The organism is Arthrobacter sp. 05L428 (genome assembly GCF_056397665.1).
In genome coordinates this window covers 1,026,775-1,043,113 of sequence record NZ_JBFTNW010000001.1, presented here as the reverse complement: position 1 = coordinate 1,043,113, position 16,339 = coordinate 1,026,775, and the positions used below count along the sequence as shown (strand labels likewise).

Annotated in this window: 15 protein-coding genes, 2 tRNA genes and 1 riboswitch; of the genes, 1 reads left to right on the top strand and 16 read right to left on the bottom strand. The window is 68.1% G+C overall.

Features of this window, described 5'->3' with window-relative positions; all coding sequences use genetic code 11:
- Positions 1-45 precede the first annotated feature (45 nt).
- The 14 genes from AC1DH3_RS04900 to AC1DH3_RS04835 form a co-directional block, all read right to left on the bottom strand.
- Positions 46-408, bottom strand: coding sequence for a zinc ribbon domain-containing protein YjdM (locus tag AC1DH3_RS04900; RefSeq protein WP_441417581.1), 363 nt, complete (start codon positions 406-408; stop codon positions 46-48).
- 64 nt (positions 409-472) lie between these two features.
- A tRNA-Ala gene (locus AC1DH3_RS04895) sits at positions 473-545 on the bottom strand.
- Between the two features lie 187 nt (positions 546-732).
- A tRNA-Ala gene (locus tag AC1DH3_RS04890) sits at positions 733-805 on the bottom strand.
- Positions 806-923: 118 nt separating this feature from the next.
- On the bottom strand, positions 924-1,325 hold the full coding sequence (gene rsfS, locus AC1DH3_RS04885; protein ID WP_441417580.1) for a ribosome silencing factor: 402 nt from the start codon (positions 1,323-1,325) through the stop codon (positions 924-926).
- A gap of 125 nt (positions 1,326-1,450) precedes the next feature.
- Positions 1,451-2,794: a hypothetical protein gene (locus AC1DH3_RS04880; RefSeq protein ID WP_476908716.1), complete on the bottom strand. Its 1,344-nt coding sequence runs from the start codon at positions 2,792-2,794 to the stop codon at positions 1,451-1,453.
- A gap of 7 nt (positions 2,795-2,801) precedes the next feature.
- Positions 2,802-3,473: a nicotinate-nucleotide adenylyltransferase gene (nadD, locus tag AC1DH3_RS04875; protein WP_441417578.1), complete on the bottom strand. Its 672-nt coding sequence runs from the start codon at positions 3,471-3,473 to the stop codon at positions 2,802-2,804.
- A gap of 13 nt (positions 3,474-3,486) precedes the next feature.
- The gene (locus AC1DH3_RS04870) at positions 3,487-3,720 is read right to left on the bottom strand and encodes a hypothetical protein (RefSeq protein ID WP_175320924.1); all 234 of its coding nucleotides are present in this window, start codon (positions 3,718-3,720) and stop codon (positions 3,487-3,489) included.
- 91 nt (positions 3,721-3,811) lie between these two features.
- Entirely contained in the window at positions 3,812-5,146 is a 1,335-nt protein-coding gene (locus AC1DH3_RS04865; RefSeq protein WP_476908715.1) for a glutamate-5-semialdehyde dehydrogenase, read from the bottom strand.
- A gap of 26 nt (positions 5,147-5,172) precedes the next feature.
- Positions 5,173-6,324, bottom strand: coding sequence for a glutamate 5-kinase (gene proB, locus AC1DH3_RS04860; protein WP_476908714.1), 1,152 nt, complete (start codon positions 6,322-6,324; stop codon positions 5,173-5,175).
- Positions 6,314-7,903 carry a GTPase ObgE gene (obgE, locus tag AC1DH3_RS04855; RefSeq protein WP_441417575.1) on the bottom strand — a complete coding sequence of 530 codons (1,590 nt, stop codon included), beginning with the start codon at positions 7,901-7,903 and terminating at the stop codon, positions 6,314-6,316. Before obgE ends, proB begins: the two co-directional genes overlap by 11 nt.
- 116 nt (positions 7,904-8,019) lie before the next feature.
- On the bottom strand, positions 8,020-8,283 hold the full coding sequence (gene rpmA / locus AC1DH3_RS04850) for a 50S ribosomal protein L27 (RefSeq protein WP_009372867.1): 264 nt from the start codon (positions 8,281-8,283) through the stop codon (positions 8,020-8,022).
- Between the two features lie 60 nt (positions 8,284-8,343).
- Positions 8,344-8,652 carry a 50S ribosomal protein L21 gene (rplU, locus tag AC1DH3_RS04845; RefSeq protein WP_175321083.1) on the bottom strand — a complete coding sequence of 103 codons (309 nt, stop codon included), beginning with the start codon at positions 8,650-8,652 and terminating at the stop codon, positions 8,344-8,346.
- A 367-nt stretch (positions 8,653-9,019) separates the two neighbouring features.
- Positions 9,020-10,573, bottom strand: coding sequence for a bifunctional hydroxymethylpyrimidine kinase/phosphomethylpyrimidine kinase (locus tag AC1DH3_RS04840; protein WP_476908846.1), 1,554 nt, complete (start codon positions 10,571-10,573; stop codon positions 9,020-9,022).
- A 46-nt stretch (positions 10,574-10,619) separates the two neighbouring features.
- Positions 10,620-10,717, bottom strand: a riboswitch (TPP riboswitch).
- Positions 10,718-10,854: 137 nt separating this feature from the next.
- Complete coding sequence (locus tag AC1DH3_RS04835; protein WP_476908713.1) at positions 10,855-14,205, bottom strand: Rne/Rng family ribonuclease; 3,351 nt, start codon at positions 14,203-14,205, stop codon at positions 10,855-10,857.
- Positions 14,206-14,679: 474 nt separating this feature from the next.
- Between AC1DH3_RS04835 and AC1DH3_RS04830 the strand changes: the two genes are divergently transcribed.
- Complete coding sequence (locus tag AC1DH3_RS04830; protein WP_441417573.1) at positions 14,680-15,351, top strand: vitamin K epoxide reductase family protein; 672 nt, start codon at positions 14,680-14,682, stop codon at positions 15,349-15,351.
- A gap of 92 nt (positions 15,352-15,443) precedes the next feature.
- Here the strand turns inward: AC1DH3_RS04830 and ndk are convergent, their stop codons facing one another.
- Together ndk and AC1DH3_RS04820 are read right to left on the bottom strand one after the other, a co-directional pair.
- Positions 15,444-15,857, bottom strand: a complete 414-nt coding sequence (gene ndk / locus AC1DH3_RS04825; RefSeq protein WP_476908712.1) for a nucleoside-diphosphate kinase — start codon at positions 15,855-15,857, stop codon at positions 15,444-15,446.
- A 38-nt stretch (positions 15,858-15,895) separates the two neighbouring features.
- A complete protein-coding gene (locus AC1DH3_RS04820) occupies positions 15,896-16,339 on the bottom strand; it encodes a DUF4233 domain-containing protein (RefSeq protein WP_441417571.1) in 444 nt (147 codons plus the stop codon).

The following is a 16,339-nucleotide window of genomic DNA, read 5'->3' as shown; positions in this document are numbered from 1 at the left end:
CTTCCGGTTGGCCCGGACGCGGTTCAGGAATGGCGGGTCCCCCGCTTAGCTCTTCTTGACGACGCTGGACTTGAGTTGCATGGGTCCGACGCCGTCGACCTTGCAGTCGATGTCATGGTCTCCAACGCCGTCCATGAGGCGGATTCCGCGTACTTTGGTCCCGACCTTGATGACAGTGGAGCTGCCCTTGATTTTCAGGTCCTTGATGACCGTTACGGTGTCACCATCGGCCAGCACGTTGCCCACCGCGTCCTTGATGACTCGCGCGGCCCGGGCACCGGCTTCGGCCTCCGCCGCATCGGCAGCAGCGGACCACTCATGGCCGCATTCGGGGCAGACCAGCAGGGCACCCAGCTCGTAGCTGTATGTACTGGAGCATTCGGGGCACGGCGGCAGGGAGTCGTTCACGGTCCCCATCCTAATTGAGCGTTAACTAAGCGAGGCCCCGCTCAGAGAGCGGGACCTCGTTCGGTGGAGCTGAGGGGACTCGAACCCCTGACCCCCTGCATGCCATGCAGGTGCGCTACCAGCTGCGCCACAGCCCCGAAACTGCCGCTGACCGGGACCTTCAAAGAGCCGGTTCGATCAAGCAACCTGATTAGCTTAATCTACATTTGCCGCCGACGCTAATCGGCGTGCGGCGTGTCGGGCCGGACCGCTGTACGCACGCCTCCGGGCGGGGAGGGCACAAAAAAATCCGCCGGAATCTTTCGATTCCGGCGGATTATCCGGTGGAGCTGAGGGGACTCGAACCCCTGACCCCCTGCATGCCATGCAGGTGCGCTACCAGCTGCGCCACAGCCCCGAATTTTCGCTGCTCCGACTTCGTTCTCTCCGAAGCAACTCAAATATCTTAGATCAGCACTTCTGAAAATTCCAAATCGGGCATATTCAGGGTTTTGCGCTGCTGGCTGCCGCGCCGCCTACTCGGATTCGGTGGCGGCAGTGGCCTTCGCCGAGGCGTCGTCACCGAGCTGGAGGTCCACGACGGGGCAGTCCTTCCAGAGGCGCTCCAGGGCGTAGAACACGCGGTCTTCCTCGTGCTGGACGTGGATGACGACGTCGGCGTAGTCCAGCAGCACCCAGCGTCCGCCGGAGCGTCCTTCGCGGCGCACGGGCTTGAGGTCGAACTTGGACAGTTCATCCTCGATGCCGTCGACGATCGCGTTGACCTGTCGCTCCGACGGTGCCGAGGCGATCAGGAAGACGTCGGCGAGGGCAAGCCGCTCGCTGACGTCGAGGGCCACAATGTCCTCGGCCAATTTTTCCGCGGCAGCACGGGCTGCGTGGCGGGCTGTGGCGATGGATGAATCGGTTGCAGTCACGGGACTCCTTGTTGAATGTAAAAGCATTGAATGTCGAAAGCTGTTGGAATGAAAAGCTGTGTGCTGGAACCGCTGCTGGGACCGGAAGGCTACCGAAGCAGCCCGGCGCCGCCGCGGCGGAGCGGCTAGTGCGCCAGTCCGGTGACGATCAGGATGATGCCGGCAATCAGCGCCAGCACGCCGAGGGCCAGAACGCCGAGCTGAAGGGCTCGCAGACGCCGCGCCCGGCCCAATCCGGCCGTGGCCGCGTCGAGCGGATCGAGGCCGTAGGCGGCGTTGGCAGCGACCGGCGGACGTGCCGCAAAATCTTCCTCCACCGCCGGGGCACTGGGATTTTCGGGGGCGGCTGCCGCAGCCGGGCGGCGGACCTGTGCGGCCTGCGCGGCCGCCTCCGCGCGTGCCAGGACACCGGAGCGGCCGTTGACCGGAGCGGCATCCCGCTTGCGGGCCTGGCCGGGACGGCGCGAGGTGCGTGGAGGCTGGACCTTCGGGCTGGAGTTGGTGACCAGCGGGACATACGACGTGGCAGGGCGCTTCATTACTGGCCGCTCCACGCCGGGGACCTCGACAAATTCCAGCGGCGTCACCATGGCGAGGTTGCTGGCGGTCGAGGGATCGTTCTTAGGCTGTTCGCTGCGCGGCTGGGCGGGCCGGTTGTTCTGCTCGGCCAGCTTTTGCTTCGCGGCCGCGCGGCGGTTGAGCACCGCCGCCCGCTCGGCGAGGGCAATCTGCTCGGCCAGAATCTCCGGATCGACGGCGTCCGGATCGGTGGCGGCAATGTGCTCCATCTTCGCCATCTGGTTGCGGGCCTGCTCGGCGAGCAGTTCGCGCGCGGCGAGGGCCTGCTCGACGCTCATTCCCTCCGGCGGCTTTCCGCCGCGGCCGGGACCGGGCTCGCCGTCGCCCTGGTTCGGGGCGGCGGCAGCCTCCGCCGGCGTCGGGACCGCGTCAGCGGACGTTTCCGCGCCGGCCGGCGGCTTGGCAGCCGCTCCCACTGCCGGGTGCGAGCGGGTTCGCGGGCTGGGCATCGGCACGATCGGATTGGCCGAGGTGGCAGGTGCGGTCTCCTCGGCAAGCTGCTGGAGCCGGAGCTGGCGGCGCGTGGGCGCACCGCCGGGCGAAAGCTGCCCCTCTTTTTCCGCAAGTTCCTTGATGGTCCGCAGCGCGGCACGGTCGCGGGCGCGGATCTGGGAGGACCGTTCGGCGGCGGAAGTAGTCCGGACGGAATCCACCGGGCCTGGGACGCGGCGGCGGCCGGTGGTCTCGGCCTCTGTCGGTTCCTCGGGACGTCCGGAGAAGGAGGGACCCGCGCCGGCCTGCCGGGAGCCGGAACCCCCGCCGTCCTGATTCCGGGCAGCCTGATCCGCGCCAGCACCCGCGGTACCGGCGCCGGGGTTCACTTCCTGGCGTTCATCCCTGGCCTGGCGCAATTCGCGGCGGCTGCGGATGGGAGGCTGTTCCTGACTCATTGAAGGCTCATTCGGTGCTGGCGGTTTGGTTTATTTCGAGGGCAGCCCGGGATTCCCGGAAATCCGGCCCGGGATCGGGCTGGCCGTCGTACAGGTCGTACTTGGCGATGTACTGGACCACGCCGTCCGGCACGAGGTACCAGACAGGGTTTCCCGCGGCGACGCGTGCCCGGCAGTCCGTGGAGGAGATCGCCATGGCCGGGACCTCGAGCAGGCTGACATCATCGCGGCCCATGCCGTCCAGCACGTGCCCGGGGCGGGTCACACCGACGAAGTGCGCCAAGGACCACAGTTCGTCAATGTCTTTCCAGGACAGGATCTGGGCCAGCGCGTCCGCGCCGGTGATGAAGAACAGATCGGCGTCCGGCCGCAGCGTGCGCAGGTCGCGCAGGGTGTCAATGGTGTAGGTGGGACCCGGGCGGTCGACGTCGACCCGGCTCACCGTGAACCGGGGGTTCGAGGCCGTGGCGATGACCGTCATCAGGTACCGGTGCTCGGCCTCGCTGACCTTCTTGCTGCTCTTCTGCCAAGGCTGGCCGGTGGGAACGAACACCACCTCGTCGAGGCCGAACTTCGCCGCGACCTCACTGGCCGCGACGAGGTGACCATGATGGATCGGATCAAACGTGCCACCCATCACACCCAGCCGCAGGCGGCGCTTCGCGCCGTGCTGCTTCACTTTGGCGGAAATATTAGTGGCCCTGGCCGTGGTCGTGCTTGTTCGGGTGCTGGCGGTGCGGATCCGCGTGCTCCTCGACGGCTTCGTGGCGCTTGCCGAGGTTGCCGTAGGACAGCGTGATGAACATCAGGACCAGCAGGATCACGAACATGGAGCCGCCAATGACGAACGGCGGCGCAATGAGCGGCGCGAGCTCCTCATGTTCAACGGCTGCGGCGATGGACGTGGTGATCTGCTGCAACAGCATGTTCTCCCCTAGTGACTTCACAAATTAATTGCGGTTTTGCGACGACGGAGGTCCCCGCCGTTCCTGGCTTCTGTTCCATGTTACCGCGTTGCTAGGCCCGGACCTGGCCTTCGCCCTGCACGATCCACTTCGTGGTGGTGAGCTCGGTCAGCCCCATCGGACCGCGGGCATGCAGCTTTTGCGTCGAAATGCCCACTTCGGCGCCGAGGCCCAGCTCCCCGCCGTCGGTGAACCGCGTTGAGGCGTTCACGATTACCGCAGCCGAGTCCACTTCCGCGATGAAGCGCTCGGCATTGGCGAGGTCGTTTGTGAGGATCGCCTCGGTATGCCCGGTGGACCAGGTGCGGATGTGTTCCACGGCCTCGTCGAGGCTGTCCACCATGGCCACCGCCAGGTCCAGGTCCATGTATTCGGTAGCCCAATCCACCTCGGTGGCCGGCACGGACTCCACTGCGGCCGGGAGCGCGGCGCGGATCCGGTCGTCTGTGTGCAGAGTCACGCCGGCGGCGCGCAGGGCGGCGGCGACGGCGGGCAGCACGGTGGAAGCGGAATGGACCAGCAGCGTCTCCACGGTGTTGCACACGCTGGGCCGCTGGGTCTTGGCGTTGAGCAGGATCTCGACGGCCATCTCCTCGTCCGCGGAGGCGTCGAGGAAGATGTGCACGTTGCCTTCGCCGGTTTCGATGACCGGCACCGAGGAGTTCGTCACCACGGTCTGGATCAGCTCGCGTCCGCCGCGGGGAATGAGCACGTCGACACGGCCGCGGGCACGCATCAGGACGTTTGCCCCGTCGCGGCCGTACTGGTCAACGCTCTGGACGGCGTCCGCCGGCAGGCCCACGGACTCCAGCGCCTCGCGGAGGATGCCGACAAGGGCCTCGTTGGTGGCGGCTGCGGCACTTCCGCCCCGCAGGATTACGGCGTTGCCGCTCTTGAGGGCCAGTCCGGCAATGTCCACCGTGACGTTGGGACGCGCCTCGTAGATCGCGGCAACCACGCCCATCGGCACGTTGACCTGGCGCAGGCGCAACCCGTTCGGGAGGGTTTGGCCGCGCACCACGTTGCCCACCGGGTCGGGCAGGTTGGCGAGGTTTTCCAGTGCGGCGGCCAGGCCCTGCACCCGGGTTTCGTTGAGGGTGAGGCGGTCCAGCAGCGCCGCGGAGGTGCCATTGGCCCGGCCGGCGGCGACGTCCGTGGCGTTGGCGGCCAGGATCCGGTCCTTGTGCTCCAGCAGTGCGGCGCCGATGGCGCGCAGCCCCCGGTCCTTCCAGGCCCGGTTGGCGCGGGCCATCCGGCGGGAGGCGGTCCGGGAGCGGTCTGCGACGGCGTGCACGGCGGCTTCGACGTCCGTTGCGGCCGGCGGCAGGCCCCCGGAGTGCGCGTCGTGAACCGGCAGGTCGGGGTGCGAAGTCAGGGCCTCAGTCATGCTCCAAGTTTAGGCGAGGCGGCAGCTCAGACCAGCACCAAGTCGTCAACATGAACAACTTCACGGTCATAGCCGCGGCCCAGCGTCTTGCCGAGTTCACGGGTGGAGCGGCCGAGCATCTGGGGCAGCTCGGCGGCCCCGTAGTTCACCAGGCCGCGGGCGATCACGGTCCCGTCGGTGCCGACCATCTCCACGGCGTCGCCGGCTTCGAAGTCCCCGTGCACGGCGGTAATCCCGGCGGGCAGCAGCGAGGTGTGGCGGTCGCGCACGGCGCGGACGGCGCCGTCGTCGAGTACCAAAGTGCCTTGCACGGATGCCAGGTGGGCAAGCCAGAGCAGCCGGATCGGCTTGCGGGCGCCGTTGACGGAGAACCAGGTTCCCACGTCCTCCCCCGCCAGCGCGGCAGCGGCGTTCGCGGTGGAGGTCACGAGGGCGCTGATCCCGGAGCCGGCGGCGATGGATGCGGCCTCGACCTTGGTGACCATTCCGCCGGTGCCGACTCCGGCCTTGCCGGTGCTGCCGATCGAAATGCCTTCGAGGTCGTGCGGGCCGGAGACGTGGGCAATCCGCTTGGCGCCGTGCGAGGGCGGCCCGTCGTAGAGCGAATCGACGTCGGAGAGGAGCACGAGGGCGTCGGCACGGACCAGGTGCGCCACGAGGGCCGCGAGCCGGTCGTTGTCGCCGAAGCGGATCTCGTGGGTCGCGACAGTGTCGTTTTCGTTGACCACGGGGACGACGCCAAGGTTCAGCAGCCGGTCCAGGGCGCGGAAGGCGTTGGTGTGCTGGCTGCGGCGCATGAAATCGTCCGCGGTCAGCAGCACCTGGCTCACCGTGACGCCGTGTGCGCCGAAGGCGTGGGTGTAGCGGGCCATCAACAGGCCCTGGCCCACGCTCGCGGCGGCCTGCTGGGTGGCGAGGTCGCGTGGGCGCTTTTCGAGCCCCAGCGGTGCCAGCCCGGCGGCGATCGCCCCGGAGGAGACCAGGATGATCTCGGTGCCCGCGTTGCGCTTGTGCGCGAGGGCGTCGGCTAGGTCGCTCAGGGCTTCCTCGGCGATGCCGCCCTTGATGGACGTCAGCGAGGAAGACCCGACCTTGACCACGATTCGGCGGGCGCCGGAGAGCAGGGTGCGGCTGGGGACCGCCGCCGCTCCGGGCACGGCGACGGCGTTACTCGTCATCGGCTTCGCCGAGTCCACTCTCCTTGAGCGGCTGCGGGGCGCGGCGGGCACTGACCGATTCGGTCCAGATGCCGGCCTTGCGCTCGGCCTCCAGCTCGGCCCGGGCGGCGGCCTTCGCGTCGCGGCGTTCCTGCTGCTCGTCGCGCTTCTGGCCACGGGTGGGGCGGTCGCCGATGTCCGCGAAGCGCACGTCGGTGCCGCGCGGGGAGGCCAGCAGTTCGGCGCCGGCCATCATGGTCGGCTCCCAGTCGAAGACGACGCCGTCGTCCTCGCCGATGACCACCATGTCGCCGGGCTTGGCGCCCTGCTTGAACAGTTCGTTCTCGACGCCGAGCTTAGCGAGGCGGTCAGCGAGGTAGCCGATGGCTTCCTCGTTGGTGAAGTCGGTCTGCTTGACCCAGCGCACGGGCTTCTCGCCGAGCACGCGGAACAGCGGCTCCAGGTTCTTTTCCTCGCGGCGGATCGTGAACCCGCTCTCGTTGACGGCGCGCGGGCGCAGCACGGGGGCCTGGACCTTCGGCGGCGTGGCGGCCACGGCGTCGCGGGCGGCCTTGACGATCTCGGCCATGGCGAAGCCCAGCTGGCGGAGTCCCTCGTGGCTCGTGGCGGAGATTTCGAAGACCTTGTAGCCGCGCTTTTCGAGTTCCGGGCGGACGAACTCGGCCATGTCCTTGCCGTCCGGCAGGTCGACCTTGTTCAGGGCGATCAGGCGGGGGCGGTGGTTCAGCGGCACGACTTCACCGTCGGTGCCGGCGTAGCTCATGTCCACGGCGTACTTTTCGAGCTCGGCTTCGATCACGGCGAGGTCCGAGAGCGGGTCACGGTCCGATTCCAGCGTGCCGCAGTCCAGCACGTGCACGAGCGCGGCGCAGCGTTCGACGTGGCGCAGGAAGTGATGGCCCAGGCCCTTGCCTTCGCTGGCGCCTTCGATCAGGCCCGGGACGTCGGCGATGGTGAAGCGCACGTCGCCGGCCTGGACGACGCCGAGGTTGGGGATCAGGGTGGTGAACGGGTAGTCGGCAATCTTGGGCCGCGCGGCGGACATCGCGGCGATCAGGCTGGACTTGCCGGCGGACGGGAAGCCGACCAGGGCGATGTCCGCGATGGACTTCAGCTCCAGGACGATGTCGCTGGATTCGCCCTCGATGCCCAGCAGCGCAAAGCCGGGGGCCCGGCGCTTCTGCGAGGACAGCGAGGCGTTGCCGAGGCCGCCGATGCCGCCGGCAGCGGCGACGTACTCGGTGCCTTCGCCCACCATGTCGGCCAGGACGGTGCCGTCCTTGCTCTTGACGACCGTGCCCTCGGGTACGGGCAGGACCAGGGTCTCGCCGTTCTTGCCGCCGCGCCAGTCACCCATGCCGGGGCCGCCGTTGGTGGCGTGCCGGTGCGGGGCGTGGTGGTAGTCGAGCAGGGTGGTGGTCTGGGGATCCACGCGCAGGATGACATCGCCGCCGTTGCCGCCGTTGCCGCCGTCGGGACCGCCGAGGGGCTTGAACTTCTCGCGGTGGACGGAGACACAGCCATGGCCGCCGGTACCGCCGGATACGTGCAGTACTACCCGGTCTACAAAGCTCGCCACGTGGATCTCCTCAGTGCTGTTCCTCGGGCCCGCAAGGGGCCCAAGATGATTGTAATGCGGTTAAAACACCGGTGGAGCGGACCTACTGGTCCGCCCCACCGATTTAGAACTTGTTGTTACTCTGCAGCTGCAGCAGCCACGATGTTCACAACGCGACGACCACGGCGGGTGCCGAACTCGACAGCGCCGGGGGTCAGTGCGAACAGGGTGTCGTCGCCGCCGCGGCCAACGCCGGCGCCCGGGTGGAAGTGGGTGCCACGCTGGCGGACGATGATCTCGCCTGCGGAAACTACCTGGCCGCCGAAGCGCTTGACGCCGAGGTACTGGGCGTTGGAGTCACGACCGTTGCGAGTGGAGCTCGCGCCTTTTTTATGTGCCATTTGAAATGCCTGCCTTTAAAATTCTGGGGAATCTGCTGAAAACCTGAACAGTAACGTTAGTTACTTGATACCGGTGATCTTGACCTTGGTCAGTTCCTGACGGTGACCCTGGCGCTTCTTGTAACCGGTCTTGTTCTTGAACTTCTGGATGACGATCTTCGGACCACGGAGGTCTTCGAGGATCTCAGCCGTAACCGTTACCTTGGCCAGGTCCTTGGCTGCAGACGTGACCTTGTCACCGTCCACCAGGAGCAGTGCGGGCAACTCAAAGGTGCTGCCGGCTCCACCGGGGACGCGGTTCAGGGTAACGAAGTCTCCAACGGAAACCTTCTCTTGGCGGCCGCCTGCGCGGACAATCGCGTACACCACTGGGGAACTCACTTCTCTCGACGTTTATTACTAGATTTGCGTGCGGAACCTGGGGCCCAAATGCTTGGACCGGCTCACGCTGTGCCTCAACGCCGGTGGATTCCCCGGGGGAACCCATGAGCTATCCTGCGGAAAAGTCCTGCCCGTAATACGGGTGAACTGTTCCTCAAGGTCATAACCCAAGTGTTGGCGTAAGCACCGAAGATCTAGACTACGCTAATTTTGCCTTCGGCCGCAAACGAGGCTGGTCCCGGCAGGTAGTGCGTGACGGACGCCACACCCTGCGCCCGGGGGCCAAAGTTATGGTGCCGCAGCGACTTCCGGAACCGCGCCCAACTATCCTACCGGCTGCTTCGCGTAGCGCGGCTCAGGCGTGCAGCCTCGGCGCGTCGAAGAACTCCGCCTCGTAGCGGGAGGACTGCCTGAACGCCACCGCCATGGCGCTGCGTTCCGCCTCGGAGCCTCTACCGGCCGCCGCGTCCGTGTACCTGATCGCCTGCCGCGTCGCCTCCGCGAAGGCCTCGTCCGCATAGGTGCGCAGCCACTCCGCGTAGGGATGCGTTGCCGGTGCGCCGGCAGCGAGGAACTCGCGATGCAGCGTGGCGCCGACCTCCGCGTAGAGCCAGAAGCACGGCAGCGCCGCGGCCACGAGCACGCCGTAGCTGCCGGCGAGCGATGCCGCGTGCAGATGGTCCACGTACGCCTTGGTCACCGGTCCCAGCTGGGTCTCGACGGCGCGGCCGGCCAGCCAGTTCCGGTGCAGTTCGGATTCGACTTCGAGGCACTGCTGCGCCGAGCGGGACCAGAAGAGTTGTTCGGCTTCCGACGGCGCCAGGGCCGCCGCGCGGGACAGCACCCGGGAGTAGCCGTTGAGGTACAGGGCGTCCTGGCCGAGGTAGTAGGCGAACTCGGGTTCCGGCAAGGTACCGTCCGCGAGCCCCCGAATGAAGTCCAGGCCGTAGATCGCGTCCAGCCCGTCCGCCGCGTGCCCTGCCAGCAGCGTGGCGAACTCGCCCTCGGCAGGAAGCTGGGGTGCCGCAGCGTGCTGCAGGTGGTGGAAGTGGTGCACGGGTCCGTTGCCGGATCCGACCTCCAGGCGGCTGGCATCCCGCAACGCACCCAGCAGCCACGGCTTGACCTCCCGCAGCGCCGCCTCCCAGTCCCCCGTCCGGGCCTGGACTGTGGCCAGCGCCGAGGACAAGGAGCAGCCGGTGCCGTGGCTGTTGCGGGTGTCGATCCGCTCGCCCGGCACCACCACCGTCTCCTGGCCGAGCAGTCCCCCGGTGTTGACGAGCGCGTCCGGGCAACCGCCGTCGTTCTGGGCGCCGTCGACCGGCAGGTGGCCGCCCTTGACCAGCACCGTGGTGCCGGCCAGGGCCGCGAGCCGCTTGCCCTGTTCCAGCGCACTGGCCCAGTCCGCGGCGGGCGGCTCTCCCAGCAGCATGCCCAGCTCGGCCAGGTTCGGTGTGATGAGGTCCGCCAGTGGCAAGAGGGCCCGCAGCGCGGTTTCGGCCGATTCCTGGAGCAGCCGGTCGCCGCTCGTCGCCACCATCACCGGGTCCAGGACCACGACGCCGGGGCGCACCTTTTCGAGCCAGGCCCGGACGGCGTCGATCACCGAGTCGTCGCCGAGCATACCGATCTTGACGGCGTCGATGGTGATGTCGTCGCTGATGGCCTCCAGCTGGGCGGTCAGGAACGCTGCCGGCGGTACATGCACCGACCGGACGCCCTGGGTGTTCTGGGCGGTCAGTGCCGTGATGGCAGCCATCCCGTAGCCGCCGTTCGCGGCAATGCTCTTCAGGTCGGCCTGGATGCCGGCGCCGCCGGAGGGGTCCGAGCCCGCGATGGCCAGCACCCGCGGAATCCGCGGCGGCGTTGGGGCCCCGCCGTCGGGCTCCGGGAAGACGGACTGCAGGATGGCTGAGGTTCGGCTAGATGCAGGCTGCGCCGATGCAGGCTGGGTTGTTGAAGACAAGAGACATCCCTTCGCCGGTGCTAACCGGACAGGTTCAACGGGTCTGGATCTCAGCCGGCTCGATGCGCGGCACCCCGTGTCAGTCCCCCAGCCTAGCGTTCCTCGCCGGCAACCCCGCTAAATTTCAGCCTGTCCCCTTAACGCCCTCGCGGGTTCCGTCCGGGGTCGACGTGATGTTACGTCGATCCCGGACGGAACCCGCGAGTGGTGGTGCCTGCTTGGTCCTAGAGCTCCGACGCCGGGACGCCGACGCCGAGGATGATCGGCTCGTTGGCGGCGGGCTTGGCGGTCACCTTCGCCGGCTCCGGGGCCTTGGCCTCATGGACCGAGACGGCCTCAACCGACGGAGCGGTCTCGCGCTGCTGCACGGACGTCTCGTTGGCGGCGCCCTGGGCTCGGCTGGCGCTCCGGTTCCGGCGCACCCGTCGGGGTCCGGTGGTGTCCGGGGCCTGGGCCTGGGCCGCAGGGGCCTTGCGGGCTTCCTGGCGTACCGGGGCCTGGGCCGCAGGAGCCTTGCGGGCTTCCTGGCGGGCCGGGGCCTGGGACGCAGGAGCCTTGCGGGCTTCCTGGCGGGCCGGGGCCTCGGCCTCGGCGGTACGTACACTCGGCGGCTGGATCCGCGCCGTCCTGGCGCGGCCGCGGCCCCGGGTGGCGCGGGACGGCGCTGCAGCTGCAGGCGCAGCGTGCTCCGCCGCGTGCTCGGCCGTGGGAACCTCGGCTGCGGGCGACTCGGCAACCGGAGCCGCGGCGGCTGGCTTGCCGGTCTCGGCGTCGCCCAGGTGGGCGAACGCTTCGGTCAGCAGGTCCAGGGTCAGCGCGGGCTGCGGGGTTTCCTCGGCGTGCTCGACGAAGGGCAAGGCAACCTGTTCGCCGCCGAAGGTCAGCACGGCCGCGGGACGACCCGCCGCCTCCTCCGACGAAGCGAGTTCCACGGCGGCGTCGAGCGCGGCCTGGCGGGTTTCGGCGTCGGGAGCTGCTGTCGCTTCACCGTCGTGCAGGTGGGCAGCGTGCGCCGCGGCGGCGATGTTGGCCAGCGCGGCGCGCGTCGCCTCTGCCTTGGCGTGGCGCTCCGCCTCGGTGGGCTCGGCGTGCACGGCGACGGGTGCGGACGGCATGGCTTCGCCGCCCTGGCCGCCCTTGCCGCGGCGACGCTTGCGCTCACTGCGTGCGGCGGGCTGGTGCTCGGTCCGCGGGACGTGGTGTTCTGCGGCGACGGTGTTGGCACGGCGGTGTTCCACGGGCTCGTCGTGGGTGACGATGCCGCGGCCGGCGCAGGCCTCGCACTGTTCGCCGAAGACTTCGAGCAGCCCGGTGCCCATCCGCTTGCGGGTCATCTGCACGAGGCCCAGCGAGGTCACCTCGGCAACCTGGTGCTTGGTCCGGTCCCGGCCCAGGCACTCCACCATGCGTCGCAGCACGAGGTCGCGGTTGGATTCCAGCACCATGTCGATGAAGTCGATCACGATGATGCCGCCGATGTCACGCAGCCTCAGCTGCCGGACGACTTCCTCGGCCGCTTCGAGGTTGTTCTTGGTGACGGTTTCCTCGAGGTTGCCGCCGCTGCCGGTGAACTTGCCGGTGTTGACGTCCACCACGGTCATGGCTTCGGTGCGGTCGATCACGAGCGAGCCGCCGGAAGGCAGGAAGACCTTACGGTCCAGTGCTTTGTGGATCTGCTCGTCGATGCGCCACGCAGCGAAGATGTCTGTGTCCTTGGTCCACTTCTCGAGCCGGCCCACCAGGTCCGGTGCCACGTAGGTGACGTAGGCCTCGATGGTGTCCCAGGCTTCCTCGCCGGAGACGATCAGCTTGGAGAAGTCCTCGTTGAAAACGTCGCGGACCACCTTGATGGTCAGGTCAGGTTCGCCGTAGAGCAGCTCGGGGGCGAGGATCTTGGTGGACGTGGACTGGCTTTCGATGCCCTCCCACTGGGCTCGCAGCCGGTTGATGTCATGCGTCAGCTCTTCTTCCGAAGCGCCCTCGGCCGCGGTGCGGACAATGACACCGGCGTCTTCCGGCAGGCGGTCCTTGAGGATCCGCTTGAGCCGGTTGCGTTCGACGTCGGGCAGCTTGCGGGAGATGCCGGTCATGGAGCCGCCGGGCACGTACACCAGGTAACGGCCGGGCAGCGAAATCTGGCTGGTCAGGCGGGCACCCTTGTGGCCGACCGGGTCCTTGGTGACCTGGACGAGCACGGAGTCGCCGGACTTGAGCGCATTTTCGATCCGCCGCTGCTTGCCTTCGAGGTTGACGGAGTCCCAGTTGACTTCGCCGGCGTACAGCACGGCGTTGCGGCCGCGTCCGATATCGACGAACGCCGCTTCCATGGACGGCAGCACGTTCTGGACCTTGCCCAGGTAGACGTTGCCGATCAACGAATCCTGCTGGGTCTTGGAGACGAAGTGCTCGGCCAGCACGCCGTCTTCCAGGACGCCGATCTGGATTCTGTCGTCGCGCTGGCGGACGATCATCTGGCGGTCCACGGATTCGCGGCGGGCCAGGAACTCGGCCTCGGTGATGACGGTGCGGCGGCGGCCGGTGTCGCGGGACTCGCGGCGGCGCTGCTTCTTGGCCTCCAGGCGGGTGGAGCCCTTGACGGAGGTGACGCGGTTGTTGACCGGGGCCTCGCTGACCGAGCGCGGCGCCCGGACGCGGGTTACCGTGTTGGGCGGATCGTCGTCCCCGCCGCCGGTCAGTTCGAGATCCTGGTCGCCGCGGCGGCGACGGCGACGGCGACGCGAGGTCACGCCGTCTTCGAGGGTGCCCTCGGAGTCCTCGCCGGACTCCGCTGCATCTTCGGCTGCGCCGTCTGCGTCGGTGTCGGCTTCGCCGGTCCGGCTGCGGCCACGGCGTCCACGGCTGCGGCGGCGACGGCGGCTGCCGGCATCCTCGCCCTCGGCTTCTTCGTCCTCTTCTTCTTCGGCTTCCTCGGCAACAGCAGCGGGGGCCGGGGCGGGGCGGATGACGGTGCTCAGATCCGGGGCCTGGAAGATCATCGAGGTGACAGCACCGGGTGCGAGGAAGAGCGAGGGGGCTTCGGAAGTTTCTACAGACGCCTCGGCAGCGGGCGCAGCGTCGGCCGGGGCTTCGACGGGCGCGGCCTCAGGAGCCGGCGCGTCGGAAGCCACGGCGGCGGGAGCCTCGGCCGGGGCCGGGGCTTCTTCCATCGCTGAAGGCGTCACGGCTGTCTTGGCGCGGGAGGCACGGCGGCGGACCGGTTTCTCCGGTGCCGCCTCGGCGGCCGGCAGCTCGGCAGGTGCTTCATCGGCGGGAACCGCAGTTTCCGTGCTGGCGGCTGAGTCAGCGAAGGCGGGCAGCACCTCGGGTTCGACCTTCTTCCGCGACCGGGTCCGGCGGGCCGGGGCCTTCGCTTCCGGGGCCGCTTCGGGATTGTCGACGGCGGGGGCGTCAGCAACGACGTCGGACGCGACGGCCGCTTCGGCGGCCTCCGCCTTTGGGGCCGCCTTGCGGCGGGACCGGGTGGCCTTCTTGGGCGCCTCCGCGGCGGCGGCTTCCGGTGCTACTTCGGCAACAGCGGCTTCGTCGTTACCGGCTACAAGCTGGTCATTATCCATATGTGGCGACACTCCTGCCCCTGATGTACCGCCACATCCGGCACCCGTGGGGCAAATATTTGTCAACACCCGCAGGCATTGACAGAAGTCAATTGGATACCTCCAGGTTCGCACCGGCAGTGGGGTGCGGCAGCCCTGGAAGGCCGGCAAGATTGCTCTGAACCCGTTGATCTCTCTGTCACAACCAGGTGCCGTCCAATGGCATTGCGGGATAGGCCGGATCGAGGGATCCGAAGTATGCCCTGCTCATCACTGGCGGTCTTGAAAGCAAAGTCGCCGGACCGAAACCCGAATGTGGATCGGGCCCCAGCCAGGTTCATTGTCTCACAGGAGCCGCCGAAGCAGGGCTAAGCGGGACATCCAGTCCGCGCCGCGGACCGAATCACCGGTGAGGGCACGACTCCTACCCGGTTACATCCAGCCTCCGGCGATAGAATCGGCCCAAGAGCACCCGACGCAAAGGACTGAAATCCCATGCCCAGCATCTCCCACGCCCCCGGCGACGTGACCGCCCACGAGCGCGGCACCGGCGCGGCAGCTGCGGAGCGCCCGCTGCCCCCGATGACGCGCGACCGGCCCTTCGCCTGGCTCCTGCTGATCACCGGCGTCGTCGGCTGGCTCGCGTCCGGCACGCTGGTGCTGGAGAAACTGGCTGTCCTCAAGGACCCCAACCACGCCACGGTGTGCGACGTGAACCCGTGGATCTCCTGCGGCCAGGTAATGCAGACCTGGCAGAGTTCGGTCTTCGGCTTCCCGAACATGTTCATCGGCATTGTCGCGTTCGCGGTCATCATCACCACGGCCATGGGAATCCTCGCCGGGGCCACGTTTGCCCGCTGGTACTGGATCGGGCTGCAGGCCGGTGTGACGCTGGGCTTCGCCTTCGTGGTGTGGCTGTGGTCCCAGGCGCTGTACTCGATCCACATTCTCTGCCCGTTCTGCATGATCGTCTGGGCCGCGATGATTCCGCTGTTCGTCTGGGTGACGGTCCGCAACGTGAGCCACGGCGTCATCCGGGTGCCCGCCGCTGCCGCCCGCATCCTGGCGGACTCCGGCTGGATCCTCACGGCCCTGCTCTACGTCGCCGTCGTCGCCACGATCTTCTTCGCCTTCATTCAGGTGTTCATCGGAACCTCCGGCTACTGAGCGTTCCGCAAACGCCGCGAGGTGACAGTTAAGGCCAATGTTCAACGCGAACATTGGCCTTAACTGTCACCTCGGTGCGGTGCTGCGGGTTCTTAGAACCAGATCTTGATCTCGCGTTCGGCGGACTCCGCCGAGTCTGAGCCGTGGACCAGGTTCTGCTGGACCTTGAGGCCCCAGTCGCGGCCGAAGTCGCCGCGGATGGTGCCGGGCGCCGCCGTCGTCGGGTCCGTGGTGCCGGCGAGCGAGCGGAAGCCCTCAATCACGCGGTGGCCTTCGAAGATCGCGGCAACGACGGGCCCGCTGAGCATGAACTCGACGAGGGGCTCGTAGAACGGCTTGCCGACGTGCTCCTCGTAGTGCTGTTCGAGGAGTTCGCGGCTGGCGTTGACCTTCTTCAGTTCGGCCAGGGTGTAGCCCTTGGCTTCGATCCGGGAGATGATGCTGCCGGTCAGGTTGCGGGCGACGCCGTCGGGCTTGATCAGGACTAGGGTGCGCTCAGTGCTCACAGCTGCTCCAATGTGTTGGGGTGGGGTTCGGGACAAGTCTAGTTGCTTTGGCCCTCGGGGTTCGCGGCCTCCCAGGCCGCCTGCTCGCGTTCGCGTTCGGCGGCTTCGCGGTCGATCCGGATGCCGGTGCGGATGCCGTACCACCACGTGATCGCGAAGAGGCCGCCCACCACGAACATCGTGGGCTCCACAATCCCGGTGAGGACCAGCACCAGCTGCAGGATCCAGCCCAAGGCCACGCCCCACGGCTTGGAAAGCACCGCGCAGGTCAGCACAAGCACCGCACTGAGTCCGATCCCGACCCCGAAGACCAGCAGCGGCGGGAACTCGCCGCGCCGGAGGCCGAAGACCGCCAGGGTGCCGAAGAGGGCCACGAAGGCCTCCAGCAGGAGCACCGTGGAGGCGAACATGACCTTGGTGGAGCGGCGTTTCTTGGGCATGCCCGGACGCCATTCGCGCTGGGCTTTGGTGAGTCTGGCCAT

Excerpts from the sequence above, each read along its gene's own strand:
- AC1DH3_RS04865 (WP_476908715.1), bottom strand. The coding sequence starts at position 5,146 with ATGACTGAGGCCCTGACTTCGCACCCCGACCTGCCGGTTCACGACGCG.
- AC1DH3_RS04830 (WP_441417573.1), top strand. The coding sequence starts at position 14,680 with ATGCCCAGCATCTCCCACGCCCCCGGCGACGTGACCGCCCACGAGCGC.
- rpmA (WP_009372867.1), bottom strand. The coding sequence starts at position 8,283 with ATGGCACATAAAAAAGGCGCGAGCTCCACTCGCAACGGTCGTGACTCC.
- proB (WP_476908714.1), bottom strand. The coding sequence starts at position 6,324 with ATGACGAGTAACGCCGTCGCCGTGCCCGGAGCGGCGGCGGTCCCCAGC.
- AC1DH3_RS04835 (WP_476908713.1), bottom strand. The coding sequence starts at position 14,205 with ATGGATAATGACCAGCTTGTAGCCGGTAACGACGAAGCCGCTGTTGCC.
- AC1DH3_RS04870 (WP_175320924.1), bottom strand. The coding sequence starts at position 3,720 with ATGCTGTTGCAGCAGATCACCACGTCCATCGCCGCAGCCGTTGAACAT.
- AC1DH3_RS04880 (WP_476908716.1), bottom strand. The coding sequence starts at position 2,794 with ATGAGTCAGGAACAGCCTCCCATCCGCAGCCGCCGCGAATTGCGCCAG.
- AC1DH3_RS04820 (WP_441417571.1), bottom strand. The coding sequence starts at position 16,339 with ATGGCCAGACTCACCAAAGCCCAGCGCGAATGGCGTCCGGGCATGCCC.